Genomic DNA, 13,312 nt, shown 5'->3' with positions numbered 1-13,312 from the left:
GGACACAGATGGCCGAGACGCCGCAGCAGCAGTGGCCGCAGCTGGAGCCGGGGACCCTGTGGCGGCGGGCGCTCGAGGCCAACGCGCACGCGCTCGCCACCGGGGACCTCGAGCCGCTCACCACCGAGGCGCAGGGGGTGGAGCAGGGCGGCGTGGCCTACCAGCTGCGCGTGCTCGGCCGCATCCAGCGCAAGGTGCGCCGCAGCGGGGTGCTGAAGGGGGGAAGCCCCTTCCTCGCGCCGCCGCTGCCGCTGGTGGTGGGCACGCTCGGCCGCACGCACGCGCTGCTGCTCAACAAGTTCCCCGTGGTGCAGCCGCACCTGCTGATCGTCACCCGCGCCTTCGAGGAGCAGGAGGCGCTGCTCGGCGCCGCGGACTTCCACGCGCTCTCGCGCTGCCTCGGCGAGCTGGACGGGCTCGCCTTCTACAACGCGGGCCCCGGCGCGGGCGCGAGCCAGCGGCACAAGCACCTGCAGCTCATCGCGCCCCTGGGCCCCGGCGGGCTGCGGGCGCCCATCGAGCGCGTGCTGGGCCCGCTTGCCCCGTGGCGGGTGGCACGCGAGCCCGCGCTGCCCTTCGCCCACGCGGCCATGGGGCTGGGGCTGCCCAGCGGGAGCCTCGCGGTGGACGGGGTGGCGCTGCACGAAGCCTACGGGGCGCTGCGCCGGGCGCTGGGCTTCAGCGAGGCGCCACGGCCCTACAACCTTCTCGTCACCCGCCGCTGGATGATCCTGGTGCCGCGGCGCGCGGCAGCCTGGGAGGGGATCGAGCTCAACGCGATGGGCTTCGCAGGCTCGCTGCTCGTGCGTACCCATCAGCAGCTCGCCCGCGTGCGCGAGGCTGGCCCCGCCGCCGTGTTGCGCGCGGTGGCCGGGGACTGAGGCCGGACGCGCGCGCGGACGCTGCCACCCTGGGAGGCACTCGCATGCGGATCGGAATCATCGGCGCAGGGCACATCGGAGGCGCGCTCACCCGGCGCCTGCGCGCACTGGGACACGACGTGGCGGTGGCGAACTCGCGGGGGCCGCAGACGCTCTCGGCGCTCGCCGCGGAGACCGGGGCGCGCGCGGTGCCTGTCACCGAGGCGGCGCGCGGCGCCGAGCTGGTGGTGGTGACCATCCCGGAGAAGAACGTCCCGCAGCTGCCCGCCGGAGTCTTCGACGGGGCGGCGCCGGGGGCGGTCATCGTGGACACGGGCAACTACTACCCGAAGCAGCGCGACGGCCGCATCGCAGAGATCGAGGCCGGGATGACCGAGAGCCGCTGGGTGTCGCGCCAGCTGGGGCGGCCCGTCATCAAGGCCTTCAACAACATCTATGCCCAGCACCTGCAGGACAAGGGCAAGCCTCGCGGCAGCGCCGGACGCATCGCGCTGCCGGTGGCCGGCGACGACGCGGCCGCGAAGGCGGTGGTGATGCGGCTCGTGGACGAGCTGGGCTTCGACCCGGTGGACGCCGGCACGCTGGACGAGTCCTGGCGCCAGCAGCCGGACAGCCCCGTGTACGCGAAGGACTACGATGCGGCCGGCGTGAAGCGGGCGCTCGCGGAGGCAAAGCCCGAGCGCCCCGCCTCCTTCAAGGCCTGAGCTACTTCACGAGCTTCAGCGCCCGCAGCACCGGGCTGGGCCGCGCGCGCCTCAGCCAGCGCCGCGCCCCGCGCCCCTCGGCCAGGTGCTCGAGCCCCTCGTGCACCGAGAGCTTCCCGGGCCCGCGCAGCAGCAGCCCGAGTGCGATGGCCATGAGTGCGACGTTGTACTCGTAGCCGCCCTTCGTGACGTCGAAGCCCTTGGGCGCATGCACCTTGCTCACGGCCACGAGCTGGGTGGCGAGCACGGTGAGCGCCGCGAGCCGGGTGCCCACGCCCAGCAGCGAGAGCGCGCCGGCGAGCACCTCGGCCCAGCCGGTGACGCGGGCAAGCGCCTCGCCGGGCTTGATGCCCACCGCCTCGAAGAACTGCCCCGTCTGCGCGGGCCCCTCACCGCGCAGCTTCGAGGCGCCGTGGTAGACCAGCGCCCCGCCGAGCGCGAGGCGCGGCGGCAGCGCCGCGACGTCCGTCAGCAGCCCACCGGCGGCGGCACTGCGGGGCCTTCCCGGCCACATTCCTGCGACGTTTCCTGCGAGGTCCATCGGTCCTCCCTCTCGCGCCCTCGGCGCACACGGGGCCGGACGCCGGCCCGCGCTGAGGATCGGCACGGTGGAGGGCGCTGACAGCCGCCCCGCTCACGCCCGCACGGCCGCCGCTCGGCCCGGGAGGAGAGGGCCCGCCGTCATCGGCGCGTCGCCTTCTTCGCCGCCTTCGGGCGCGCCTTGACGGCAGGGCGCTTTGCCGCGGGACGCTTCGCAGCCGGGCGCTTGCTCGCGGCCTTGGCCGCACGCCCCCGCGCCGGAGCGTCCCAGACCTCGAGCGCGGCGCGCGCTTGGGCGGCCAGCGCCTTGCTGCCGAGCGCCTCGTGCAGCAGCGCGATGCCCTCCATCGCGTGGCGCACCTGCGCGTCCGAGAGCTCCTCGTGCTGGAAGAGGTTGCGGTAGGCCTTGGCGAGGCGCGCGAGCGCGACGAGCGGCTCGCTCACCGCGCCGCCGCCCGGTGCTCCGGCCTGGGGCGCGCGGAAGTGGCCGAGGCGGTAGCTGATGCTGCCCCAGTCCCAGCGGTCGCTCGCGCCGCGGACGGGGGAGGCCGCGCGGTCGCGCTCGAGCGAGGCCTGCCAGCCCGCGCCGAACTGGGCGACGAGCGCCTTCTCCAGGAAGCGCTGCAGGGCATCGCGCGCGCCGCTCAGGGCGGGGTCGAGCATGGCGCTCACGGCTGCGTTGCGGGTGCTGGCATTCGTCGGACGGGTGGCCACCGGTGGGTTCTCCTCCAGCGCAAGGAAGGCTGCGCGCGGGGAGCGTGTGTACAGGCGCGCTGCGCCCCGGGGCAACGCGGAACCCGCCCGAGCCGGGCGCCCCCTTCCCCTCGGAAGGCTTTGAGCAGTACAGTACATTTCCAATGTCACTGCCCCGCCGGAACTTCCTTCGCCTCTCGGCTTTTGGCGCCGTCTCGCTCGTCCTGCCGCTCGCCAGCGTGGGCTGCGGGTCGCCTGCCGTGGGCATCCTCCCGGACGTGCACGCGGGCGGCGACGCAGACCTGCTCTTCTTCGACACGCGCGGCCGCCGGGTGCAGCTGCAGCCGCTGGCGAACCGGGTGCTGGTGCACGCCGCCGAAGGGGGCGAGCCCGTGGTGCTGGGCCGCTTCGGGATGGGGGCGGGGCAGCTCAACGGCCCCACGTCGCTCGCGCTGGGGCCGGACGAGCGCGTCTACGTCGTCGACCGCGGCAACGCGCGGGTGCAGGTGTTCACGCGCTCGGGCGCATACCTCGGCCAGCTGGGCCGCTCCGGCACGGGGGAGGGCGAGCTGGCCTTCCCGTACGGCGTCGCCGTGGCCGCAGATGGGAGCGTCTGGGTGAGCGACACCCTGAACCACCGCCTGCAGCGCTTCGAGGCGGACGGGCGCGCGCTGGGCGCCTTCGCGCAGGGCCTCCTGGAGACCCCGCGCGGGCTGGCGATTGCGCCGGACGGCTACCTGCACGTGGTGGAGGGGGGCAGCGGCCGCATCGCCGTCGTCTCGCCGGAGGGCGTGGTGGTGAGCCGCTACGGAGGCCGCGAGGACGGGCTGCTCTCGCCCCGCAGCATCGTGGCGGCCGCGGATGGGTGCACCTACGTGACGGACGTGACGGCGGCGGTGATCTTCGCCTTCGCGGCGGACGGGCGGCTGCGCGAGCGCATCCAGCTCACGCGCGACGGGCTGCCGGCCGCGCCGGTGCACGCGGCGCTCACGCCCTCGGGCGTGCTCGAGGTTGCCACCGTGCCGGCCGCTGCGGCAGCGTAGGGCCATGCACCTGCCGCCCGAGCTGAGCCTGGAGAGCTTCGCGCCCCACGCGGGCACCGCCTTCCGCCTGCGCGCTCCCGGCGCGCCGGTGGCGCTCGAGCTGGTGAAGGCGGTGGCGCTGGGACACGGGCGCGTCGGCGCGCGCACACCTTTCTCGCTGCAGTTCCTCGGGCCGGAGGGGCACCGCATGGAGCAGGGCACCCGGACGCTCGAGCATCCCGCCATGGGCCCGCTGGACATCTTCCTCGTGCCGCTGGGCCCGCTGCAGGGCCGCATGCGCTACGAGGCGATCTTCAGCTGACGCCGGGTGACCACTCCATGCGCAGGTACACGCCGCCGTCGTCCGCGGCGACCTGGAAGCCGAGGCGCCGGTAGAGCGAGAGCGCGGGGTTGGTGCGCTCCACGTGGATGCTGAGGATGCGCCCGCCTGCACGCGCCTCCTCCTGCAGCTCCTGCAGCAGTGCGGTGCCGAGCCCCGTGCCGCGCTGCTCGGGCAGCAGCGAGATGTCCACGATGCGGATCTCGCTCGCACGGCGGTGCACGTAGAGGCGGCCCACGGGCTGCTCGCCGCGCATCACGACGTGGAACGCGGCGTCAGCGTAGTGCAGCTGGTAGTGCGCGTGCTGTGCCTCGAACTGCATCCGCAAGAAGGCGTCCTTCTGGGCCTGCGGCCACGGCACCTGCGCGAGCTCCTCGGTGCGCGTGCTCGCGTAGATGCGGCACAGCAGCTCCGCATCCTCGCGCGCGATGGGGCGCAGGCTGACGCCAGGGGGCGGCATGGAGGTGCGCGCTAGGTGCGGGGCGGGTAGACGCCCTGCAGCGCGATGCAGAAGTTCACGGTGAGGTAGGGCATCATGTTGTTGTGCGGCTGGTCGCCGCCCGCGGGCGTGAGGGCCTGCGGTGCGAGCGTCGTCGGCTGCACGGGGCCCGGGCTGCCCACGTTGTAGAGCGGCACGGCGCCGGGACTCGCGAGCACCACGCTGGGGCCGGGGTCGTTTCCCTCGCCCGGCAAGCTGCTCCCCATCAGGGCATGGGTATGCGCGGGGATCTCCGACTGCAGCAGGCTGACGGTCTGCGAGCCGCCCGTCTCGCCCAGGTTGTGCAGGCTCAGGCCGGGCCCCTGCCCGGGGTGCATGGGGACGTTGCCCTGCAGGTTGGGCAGCGCGAAGTTGCTCTTGCCGTCCCCACCGTAGGTGGTGCCCAGCAGGCTGAAGAGGGCGGTGTTCTGCGAGAGGGGCAGGATCTGCCCGTCACAGAAGGCCCAGCCCTTCGGGGCGAAGTTGAAGGGCATCATGCGGATCTCTGCGACGAAGGGATCAGCCATGGCGGGACCTCAGGTGGGAGACGGGAAGATCCCGAAGAGCGAGATGATGTAGTTGATGCAGAGGTAGGGCTGGAAGTTGGTGTGCGGCTGGCTGCCGCCCACCGGCGTCATCGAGGTGGCGTGCAGCGCGATGTTCGCGCTCGCCTGCACGTACACGTCCTCGTCTGCCTCCGCGAGCACGCCCCCCGCCGGGTAGGACGTCTCCGACGGCTGCGTGTCGGCGAGCAGCGCGTGGGTGTGCGCCGGGATCTGGCTCGTGGTGAGGGTGACCTGCTCGGCGCCGCCCGTCTCGGCGAGGATGAAGCCGTTGCCCTGGTGCAGAGGCACGCGGCCGCGCAGGTCCGGCAGCCAGAAAGTGTTCTGGCCGTCTCCGCCGTAGGTGGTCCCGATGAGGTTGAACAGCGTCTCGTACTCCGAGATGGGCAGCTCCTGCCCCTCACAGAACATCCAGCCGGCAGGGGCGAAGTTGCCGGCAAAGAGGCGGATCTCTCCGACGTAGGGTTGGGCCATGGGGCGGGCTCCTCAGGTCTGCGAGGGGAAGATGCCCTGCAGCGCGATGCAGAAGCTGAGGGTGAGGAAGGGCTGCATGTTCAGGTGCGCCTGGCTCCCGCCCACGTTGCTCACGGACGAGGGGTGCAGCGAGGTCAGCTGCTGGGGCGCCTTGAACAGCGGCACGCGCGGCCGGGCCAGCGCCTCGTTCGAAGCAGGCGAGGCCTGGTCCGCCGGAGCGTTGGACACCTGGAACTGGTGGGCGTGCGTGGGCATCTCGGACTGCGTCAGCGTGTGCGCCTGTTCGCCCGCGCGCTCGCCGAGCGTGTGCCCCGCGCCCATGTGGATGGGGACGCGGCCGCGGAAGTCCGGCAGCGCGAAGTTCGTCTGCCCGTTGCCGCCGTAGGTGGTGCCCAGGAGCGAGAAGAGCGCCTGGTTCTGGTTGATGGGCAAGAGCTGCCCGTTGCACAGCGCCCAGCCCACGGGGGCGAAGACGAAGGACATCAACCGGATTTCACTGAGGAAGGGTTCGGCCATGGGAGCAGTCTCTCAGAGCGGTGGAGGGCCTTCTAGGGCACGTTGCAGTTGGCGGTGGCCGCGGCGAAGGTGCCGGAGGCCGTGGGGAACGGAGACACCGTGGGGTTGTTGCCCGTCAGGTAGCTCTGCACGCCGGCGACGGTGGCCGTGGCGAGCCCCTGCACGGTGAAGCTGCCCGAGGTGGTCTGCTGGAACAGGGCTCCGAAGCTCGCCCCGTTGAGCGTGTTGCCGGTCACGGAGGTGCACAGCGTGCTGCCGGCGCCCGTGGCGCGCACCGCGAGCGCATTGCCGTTGGCCGGGTCCACCGCGCTGCGGGCGTCGATGTTGTTGTTGCGCACCAGCAGGTCCAGGCGGTTGTTGGCCGCGGAGCTGAGCGACTGGCGCACGGTGGCGTCGATGCCCGAGAGGCCCGTCATCTGGATGGTGTTGTTGGCGAGCAGCACGCGGCCGCTCAGGGCGGTGTTCGCAGGGTCCGGGTCCATCAGCACGCGGATGCCGTTGCCCAGCGAGCGGCTCGTCGCGGCGAAGGCCGTGTCGCCCACGATGGTGTTGCCATCCACCGTGGCGCGCAGGTCCACGGACTGATCGCCACCCTGGAGCAGCAGGCTGTGGCCCACCCAGTTGCGCATCGTGTTGCGCAGCACGTTGGCGGTGAGGGCGGCGCTGGCGCCGTCCGCGCTGAAGCGCATCGCGCTGTTGCCCAGCATGCTCGCGTTGTCGAAGTTGCTGTCCTGCACCGTCGCCGTGAGGATTGCCCGGCCGCCGTCGGTGGCCACGTCCAGGCCGTTGCTGCCCGAGGGCATGCCATTCACCTGGCAGCGGTCCACGAGCAGGGTCAGCTGCGGGAGTCCACCGTTGGTCGCGTCCGTGCGCACCAGGATGCCCGGGCCCGCGATCGTCCCCTTCACCAGCAGGCGCAGCAGGGTGAGCGAGAGCGTTCCGCTGCCGTTCTCGAGCAGGAGCCCGCCGCTGCCCCAGTTGGTCAGCGTGACGTCCGTCATGGACGAGGTGCCGTCCAGCTGCGCGTTGCGGCCCGCGGCCCCGCGCCCCAGGTTCAGGCCCCAGTTCGACAGGGTGGGAGCGGCGCTGCCGGTGTTGGTGAAGGTGCTGTCGCTGAGGATGAGGCCCGTCACCTTGGCGCCGTCGGGGATGCGCAGGCCGTCCCCGTTGGCGGTGCTCACCAGGATGCGGCGCAGGGTGACGCCGCTCGCGTTGCCCAGGGTGATGCCGGACAGGTACGTGTTCTGGATGTTCGCGCCCGCGCCCGCGACGCCCGTGGTGGGCGCGAGCGAGAGGGTGCCGCTGAAGCCGTCCACCACCAGGCCCTGCTGGCCGCCGGTGATGACGAGCTGCGGCAGCACGAGCGTGCCGGCGAAGGTCCTCACCAGCATGCCCTGCTGCGCACCTGCGCCCGCACCCACCGCGCTGCTGATGGAGATCGGCTGCTTCACCGTGAGCGAGCCCGTGGTGATGCCCTCCAGGTGCACGCCCTGTGCGAGGCTGTTCGTGGACTTCAGGCTGTTCACGCTCACGTCCGCGGTGCCGACGGTGACCAGCTCCAGCGCCGCGCCCTTCGTGGCGACGAGGTCCACGTTCCGCTGCGGGACGGTGACGCTGGAGAAGCCGGTGAGCGAGAGCGCCCGGCCGTTGGTGCTCGTCACCGGCACGGTGTCCAGCGTGGCCGCGCCGCTGCCGGACACCACCACGCCCTCGCTGGCCGCGGTGACGGGCACGTTGAGCAGGCTGAAGCCGCTCACGCCGGAGCCGACCAGGCCGTTGCCCGTGGAGCTCACGATGACGTTCTTCACCACCGTGCCCGAGGCCAGGGTCACCGACTGCCCGATGACTGGCATGTTGGCGGCGCTCGCCACGGCGGCCGGGATGGAGACGTTCGGGGCGAGGGTGAGACCCGTGGGCTCACCGAGCAGCTGCTGGTTCGGGTCCAGCGTCACGGCGGTGTAGGCCGCGCCGGCGTTCGCGCTGTTGCCGCGGTAGACGAAGATGATCGACGCCACGGAGGCGGACGAGGCGGTGCCGGCGGCCGTGAGGCTCTTGAAGGGCGACTGCGAGCGGCCATCCGCCACCGCGTTCGTGCTCGCGCTGTTCACGTACCAGACGACCGGGCCCACCACGCTCACCGTGACGGTGCCCACCACCGTCTGCGTGTTGTCGCTCTCCTTGGCGGTGTACGTGAACGTGTCGGTGCCGACGAAGCCCGCCTTGGGGCGGAAGAAGAAGGTGCCGTCCGCGTTCACCCCCACGTTGCCGCCCTGGGTGCTCGTCGCGGAGAAGGCGCTGACCACGAGCGTGGACTCGCGGTCGGAGTCGTTGGCGAGCACGCCGCTCGCCGCCGTGGAGACCAGCAGCTCGGTGTTGCCGACGGTGCTGTAGCTGTCCGCCCCCACCACCGGCAGCTTGTTCACCTTGTTCACCGTCACGGTGACGGTGAAGGTGGGGCTGCTGAGGCTGCCGTCGCTCACGGTGACCGGGACGCTCAGGGTGCCCCAGAAGTTCGAGACCGGCGTGATGCTGTTGCCCGAGCGGGTGTAGTTGGCTCCGTCACCCACGGTGAGCGTGAAGGTGCTGCTGTCCGGGTCCACGATGGTGAGATCGCTCACGGCGAGCGGCAGCGTCACGTCCTCGTTGATGGCGAGCGCGCGCTGGCTCGTCACCTTGGGCGCATCGTTCACCGGCGTCACGGTGATGCTCACGGAGAAGGGTGCGGAGCTCGCCACGCCGTCGCTCACGCGCACGGACACGGAGAGGGTGCCGTTGAAGTCCTGCGGGGGCGTGACGCTGTTGCCCGCGTGGGTGTAGCCCGCGCCGTCCTCCACGCTGAGCGTGAGGCTGCCGGGGTCGCTGTCCACGTCCGTCACGCTGACGGCGGAGAGGGGCAGCTCGAGCGAGCCGTCCTCGGGCATGGAGAGGGTGGCCACCTGGGTGGTGATGACCGGGGCGTCGTTCACCGGCGTGACGCTGACCTCGAAGTCGAAGGGCGCGCTGCTCGCCGTCCCGTCGCTCACGGTGACGCGCACCTTGAGCGCTCCGAAGAAGTCCTGCGCCGGCGTGACGCTGTTGCCCACGTGCGTGTAGCCCGTGCCGTCCTGCACCGCGAGCGTGAGCGTCTGCAGGGGCAGGTCCACGTCCGTGACGTCGACGTCGCCGAGCACCAGGGTGAGGGCCGTGTCCTCCGCGGTGAAGCGGGCGTTGTGCTGGCTCACGATGACCGGGGCGTCATTCACCGGGGTCACGGTGAGGTCCAGCTCGAAGGGCGCGCTCGAGGCCTCGCCGTCCGTCACCGCCACGCGCACCTTGAGCGCGCCGAAGAAGTCCTGCACCGGGGTGACGCTGTTGCCTGCGTGGCTGTAGCCCGCGCCATCGAGCACCACCAGGGTGAGCGCATCGCCGTCCGCGTCCGTCGCCACCACATCGGAGAGCACCAGGGTGGTCGCGATGTCCTCCGGCGTGGAGAGCGCGCGGGCCTGCTGGAGGATCTCCGGCGCGTTGTTCACCGAGATGACCGTCACCGCGAGCGCGAAGGGCGCGCTCTGTGCCGCGCCGTCCGAGACGGCCACGTCGACCGTGAGCGGGCCGTGGTAGTGCGACGCCGGGGTGATCTGCGTGCCGGACACCGTGTACTGGCTGCCCGGGAGCACCACGAGCGAGAAGGAGGCCGGGGGGCTGTCCACGTCCGCCGCGACCACGTCCGCGAGGGTGAGCGTGAGGGGCGCATCCTCCAGCGTCGAGAGGCCATGCGCCTGCGAGGCGATGACCGGCGCGTCGTTCACCGGGCGCACCGTCACGTCGAGCGCGAAGGGGAGGCTCGTGTCCGTGCCGTCGCTCACCGCCACGCGCACCTGCAGCGGTCCGTTCGCGTCCTGCGCGGGGGTCACGCTGTTGCCCACGTGGCTGTAGCCCTGGCCATCCAGCACCGAGAGCGAGAAGGAGGCGGGCGCGCTGTCCACGTCCGTGACCGTCACGTCGGTGAGCGCCACCGCGAACGCGGTGTCCTCGTCCGTGGCGAGGGGGCGCGCCTGGGAGACGATGACGGGCGCGTCGTTCACCGGGGTGACGCTCACCTGCAGCTGGAAGACGGCGCTCAGGTCGGTGCCGTCACTCACCCGCACACCCACCTGCAGGGCGCCGTTGCTGTCCTGCGCCGGCGTCACGGTGTTGCCCACGTGGCCGTAGCCGGGCCCGTCCTGCACCACGAGCGAGAGCTCGGCCTGGGTGTTGTCCGGGTCCACGACCGTCACGTCCGCGAGCGAGAGCGCGAAGGCGGTGTCCTCGGGCGTGCTCACGGCGCGCGCCTGGCGGGTGATGACCGGGGCGTCGTTGACCTCGCCCACCGTGACGGCGAGCTCGAAGACGGCGCTCTGGGCGGCGCCGTCGCTCACCACCACCGGCACCCGCAGCGTGCCGCTGAAGTTGCTCGGCGGCGTCACCGTGTTGCCCACGTGGCTGTAGCCCGGGTCGTCCTGCACCGCGAGCGTGAAGCTGCTGCTGTCCACGTCCGTGATGCTCACGTCGTCCACGCCGAGGGTGAGCGGCACGTCCTCCTGGGTGGAGAGTGCGTGGGCCTGGGAGACGATGACCGGCGCGTCGTTCACCGGGCGCACCGTGGCATCGAGGAGGAAGAGGGCGCTCTCGGCGGTCCCGTCGCTCACGCGCACCCCCACCTGGAGGGGGCCGCTCGCGTCGCGCACGGGCGTCACCACGTTGCCCGCGTGGGTGTAGCCCGCGCCGTCCTGCACCGCGAGCGTGAGGGGGCTGCCCTCGAGGTCGTTGGCGGAGACGTCCGCGAGCGACACGGTGAACGCCGTGTCCTCGTCCGTGGAGAGCGCCCGGGCCTGGGCGGTGATGACGGGCGGGTCGTTCACCGGCGTGACGCTGATGCTCAGCGAGAAGGGGGCCGAGTCCAGCTGCCCGTCGCTCACGCGCACCGACACGGACAGCGTGCCGTTGAAGTCCGCCGCGGGCGTGACTGTGTTGCCCACGTGTGAGTAGCCCGCCCCGTCCTGCACCGCGAGCGACAGCTCGGCCTGCGTGTTGTCCACGTCCGTGGCGCTCACGTCCGCGAGCGACAGCGAGAGCGCGGTGTCCTCCGCGGTGGAGAGCGCGTGCGCCTGGGAGGCGATGACCGGCGCGTCGTTCACCGGCGTCACGCTGACGGCGAGAGAGAAGGGCGCGCTCTGGGCTTGCCCGTCACTCACGGCCACCTGCACCGTGAGCGGGCCGTTCGCGTCCTGGGCGGGGGTGATCTGCGCCCCGGTGTGCGCGTAGCCCGCGCCATCCAGCACGACGAGGGAGAGCGCCGCAGGTGCGCTGTCCACGTCCGTGAGGTCCAGGTCCGCGAGGGAGAGGGTGAGGGCAGTGTCCTCGAGCGTGGACAGCGCGTGCGCCTGGGCGTCGATGACCGGCGCGTCGTTCACCGGCGTGACGCCGACCTGCAGGGCGAAGGTCGCGCTCTGGGCACTGCCATCGCGCACCGCCACCTGCACGGCGAGGGGCGCGGTGGCATCCTGCGCAGGCGTCACGGTGTTGCCCACGTGGCTGTAGCCCGCGCCATCGAGCACCACGAGCGAGAGCGCGCTCGCGGCGCTGTCCACGTCCGTGACGTTGAGGTCCGCGAGCACGAGCGTGATCGCGGTGTCCTCGGCCGTGGTGAGCGCGTGGGCCTGCCCCTGGATGACGGGCGCGTCGTTCACCGGGGTGACGGCGACCGAGAGGGTGAAGGCAGTGCTCTGGACACTTTCGTCCGAGACCGTCACCGGGACGAGCAGCGTGCCGTTGAAGTCCGGCTCGGGGATCAGCGTGTTGCCCTGCAGGCTGTAGTGGCTGCCCGGCGCGGCGGTGAGGGTGAAGGCGGCCGGGGCGCTGTCCACGTCCGTGACGGTGACGTCCGCGAGCGAGAGTGCGAGCGCGGTGTCCTCGGCCGTGGTGAGCAGAGCCGCCTGTGCGCGGATGACGGGCGCGTCGTTCACCGGCGCGAGCGTGACGGAGAGCGCGAAGGGGGCGCTCTGCACGCTGCCGTCCGAGACGGCCACCTGCACCGCGAGCGCGCCATTGAGGTCCTGCGCGGGCGTGACGGTGTTGCCCACGTGGGTGTAGCCCGGGCCGTCGAGCACCGAGAGCGAGAGCTCGGCCGCGGCGTTGTCCACGTCGCTCGCCACCACGTCCGCGAGGGACACGCTGAACGCCGAGTCCTCGGTGCCGGCGAGCGCGCCAGCTTGCGCCGAGATGACGGGCGCGTCGTTCACCGGCGTGACGGTGACGGAGAGGTGCACCGGCACCTGCGCCTTGCCGTCGCTCACCTGCGCGTCCAGCTCGAGCGTGCCGTGGAAGTCCTGCGCGGGCACGAGGCGCCCGCTGGAGAAGGTGTAGTTCGCCCCCGGGCTCACGCTCAGGGTGAGGCTCGAGAGGGCGTCGTCCACGTCGGCGGCGACCAGGTCCGCGGCGCTCAGCGCGAGCGCCGTGTCCTCCGGGGTGCTCAGCGCGGGCAGCGTGCCCTTGAGCACCGGCGCGTCGTTCACCGGGCTCACCGTGATCGTCACCTCGGCGGGAGGGAAGGTGCTCTCGCCGCGGCGCAGCTCCACGCTGAAGTGGTCCTCGCCGGCGAAGTCCTGCGCGGGCGTGTAGACGAAGGCGCCGTCCGCCTGCAGCGCCAGCGTGCCGTGCGAAGGCGCGCTCGTGGTGGCGAAGCTCAGCGCGCTGCTCCCGCCGGTGTCCGCGGGCCGCAGGTTGCCCCGCAGCACCGTGTCCTCGGGGGTGGTGAAGGACGCCGCGCTCATGGACGGCGTGAGGACGCGCAGCGCCGAGTCCCCACAGGCGCTGAGTGCGAGCGCAGCGGCGACGGCGAGGAGGGGGCGGCAGCTCGGGGGGAGGGACACCAGGGACTCCTCGGCCTGACGGGAAGCGCAGGCGGGGCAGCAGGGAAGGGAGCACCCGCGGCTTCCGCCCGGCGCAGGTGAGGAATATTTCACAGTCCGCAAAGAATTGTCGATAGGCTGTAATTGTGCGCTCAGGTGGTAGTTCCGCGGCTCCCCGCGCACGGTCGAGCACCGGACAGCGCAATCCCGCGTCCACGCGCCGCTTTTTGCC

Annotated in this window: 11 protein-coding genes; 4 read left to right on the top strand and 7 right to left on the bottom strand. The window is 72.3% G+C overall.

All coding sequences use genetic code 11. The features are described from left to right. Positions 1-8: 8 nt before the first annotated feature. Together FGE12_RS01125 and FGE12_RS01120 are read left to right on the top strand one after the other, a co-directional pair. Positions 9-881 carry a DUF4922 domain-containing protein gene (locus tag FGE12_RS01125; protein WP_153864347.1) on the top strand — a complete coding sequence of 291 codons (873 nt, stop codon included), beginning with the start codon at positions 9-11 and terminating at the stop codon, positions 879-881. 44 nt (positions 882-925) lie between these two features. Next, on the top strand, positions 926-1,585 hold the full coding sequence (locus FGE12_RS01120; RefSeq protein ID WP_153864346.1) for an NADPH-dependent F420 reductase: 660 nt from the start codon (positions 926-928) through the stop codon (positions 1,583-1,585). 1 nt (position 1,586) lies between these two features. Here FGE12_RS01120 and FGE12_RS01115 read toward each other — a convergent pair whose 3' ends face one another. Together FGE12_RS01115 and FGE12_RS01110 are read right to left on the bottom strand one after the other, a co-directional pair. Continuing rightward, on the bottom strand, positions 1,587-2,126 hold the full coding sequence (locus FGE12_RS01115; RefSeq protein ID WP_370458842.1) for a DoxX family protein: 540 nt from the start codon (positions 2,124-2,126) through the stop codon (positions 1,587-1,589). A 140-nt stretch (positions 2,127-2,266) separates the two neighbouring features. Further along, a complete protein-coding gene (locus FGE12_RS01110; protein WP_153864345.1) occupies positions 2,267-2,839 on the bottom strand; it encodes a hypothetical protein in 573 nt (190 codons plus the stop codon). A 143-nt stretch (positions 2,840-2,982) separates the two neighbouring features. Between FGE12_RS01110 and FGE12_RS01105 the strand changes: the two genes are divergently transcribed. Together FGE12_RS01105 and FGE12_RS01100 are read left to right on the top strand one after the other, a co-directional pair. After that, entirely contained in the window at positions 2,983-3,861 is an 879-nt protein-coding gene (locus FGE12_RS01105; protein WP_153864344.1) for an NHL repeat-containing protein, read from the top strand. 4 nt (positions 3,862-3,865) lie between these two features. Next, the gene (locus tag FGE12_RS01100) at positions 3,866-4,162 is read left to right on the top strand and encodes a hypothetical protein (RefSeq protein WP_153864343.1); all 297 of its coding nucleotides are present in this window, start codon (positions 3,866-3,868) and stop codon (positions 4,160-4,162) included. Here FGE12_RS01100 and FGE12_RS01095 read toward each other — a convergent pair. Genes FGE12_RS01095 through FGE12_RS01075 form a run of 5 tightly spaced genes read right to left on the bottom strand, consistent with a single transcriptional unit; the run spans position 4,155 to position 13,101 of the window. Beyond that, positions 4,155-4,640, bottom strand: a complete 486-nt coding sequence (locus tag FGE12_RS01095; RefSeq protein WP_153864342.1) for a GNAT family N-acetyltransferase — start codon at positions 4,638-4,640, stop codon at positions 4,155-4,157. The genes FGE12_RS01100 and FGE12_RS01095 overlap by 8 nt on opposite strands. An 11-nt stretch (positions 4,641-4,651) precedes the next feature. Continuing rightward, positions 4,652-5,185 carry a phage tail protein gene (locus tag FGE12_RS01090; protein ID WP_153864341.1) on the bottom strand — a complete coding sequence of 178 codons (534 nt, stop codon included), beginning with the start codon at positions 5,183-5,185 and terminating at the stop codon, positions 4,652-4,654. 9 nt (positions 5,186-5,194) lie between these two features. Further along, positions 5,195-5,695 carry a phage tail protein gene (locus tag FGE12_RS01085; protein ID WP_153864340.1) on the bottom strand — a complete coding sequence of 167 codons (501 nt, stop codon included), beginning with the start codon at positions 5,693-5,695 and terminating at the stop codon, positions 5,195-5,197. Positions 5,696-5,707: 12 nt separating this feature from the next. Continuing rightward, complete coding sequence (locus FGE12_RS01080) at positions 5,708-6,211, bottom strand: phage tail protein (protein WP_153864339.1); 504 nt, start codon at positions 6,209-6,211, stop codon at positions 5,708-5,710. Positions 6,212-6,243: 32 nt separating this feature from the next. Then, positions 6,244-13,101: a tandem-95 repeat protein gene (locus tag FGE12_RS01075; protein WP_153864338.1), complete on the bottom strand. Its 6,858-nt coding sequence runs from the start codon at positions 13,099-13,101 to the stop codon at positions 6,244-6,246. Positions 13,102-13,312 lie beyond the last annotated feature (211 nt).

Origin of the sequence: Aggregicoccus sp. 17bor-14 (genome assembly GCF_009659535.1) — a bacterium.
In the GTDB taxonomy this organism is placed as follows: domain Bacteria; phylum Myxococcota; class Myxococcia; order Myxococcales; family Myxococcaceae; genus Aggregicoccus.
Note: the sequence above shows the minus strand (reverse complement) of the source record. Positions and strands in the feature narration are given on the sequence as shown.

Coding starts and splice junctions, on each gene's coding strand:
- FGE12_RS01125 (WP_153864347.1), top strand. CDS start 9: ATGGCCGAGACGCCGCAGCAGCAGTGGCCGCAGCTGGAGCCGGGGACC.
- FGE12_RS01120 (WP_153864346.1), top strand. CDS start 926: ATGCGGATCGGAATCATCGGCGCAGGGCACATCGGAGGCGCGCTCACC.
- FGE12_RS01115 (WP_370458842.1), bottom strand. CDS start 2,126: ATGGACCTCGCAGGAAACGTCGCAGGAATGTGGCCGGGAAGGCCCCGC.
- FGE12_RS01105 (WP_153864344.1), top strand. CDS start 2,983: ATGTCACTGCCCCGCCGGAACTTCCTTCGCCTCTCGGCTTTTGGCGCC.
- FGE12_RS01100 (WP_153864343.1), top strand. CDS start 3,866: ATGCACCTGCCGCCCGAGCTGAGCCTGGAGAGCTTCGCGCCCCACGCG.
- FGE12_RS01095 (WP_153864342.1), bottom strand. CDS start 4,640: ATGCCGCCCCCTGGCGTCAGCCTGCGCCCCATCGCGCGCGAGGATGCG.
- FGE12_RS01090 (WP_153864341.1), bottom strand. CDS start 5,185: ATGGCTGATCCCTTCGTCGCAGAGATCCGCATGATGCCCTTCAACTTC.
- FGE12_RS01085 (WP_153864340.1), bottom strand. CDS start 5,695: ATGGCCCAACCCTACGTCGGAGAGATCCGCCTCTTTGCCGGCAACTTC.
- FGE12_RS01080 (WP_153864339.1), bottom strand. CDS start 6,211: ATGGCCGAACCCTTCCTCAGTGAAATCCGGTTGATGTCCTTCGTCTTC.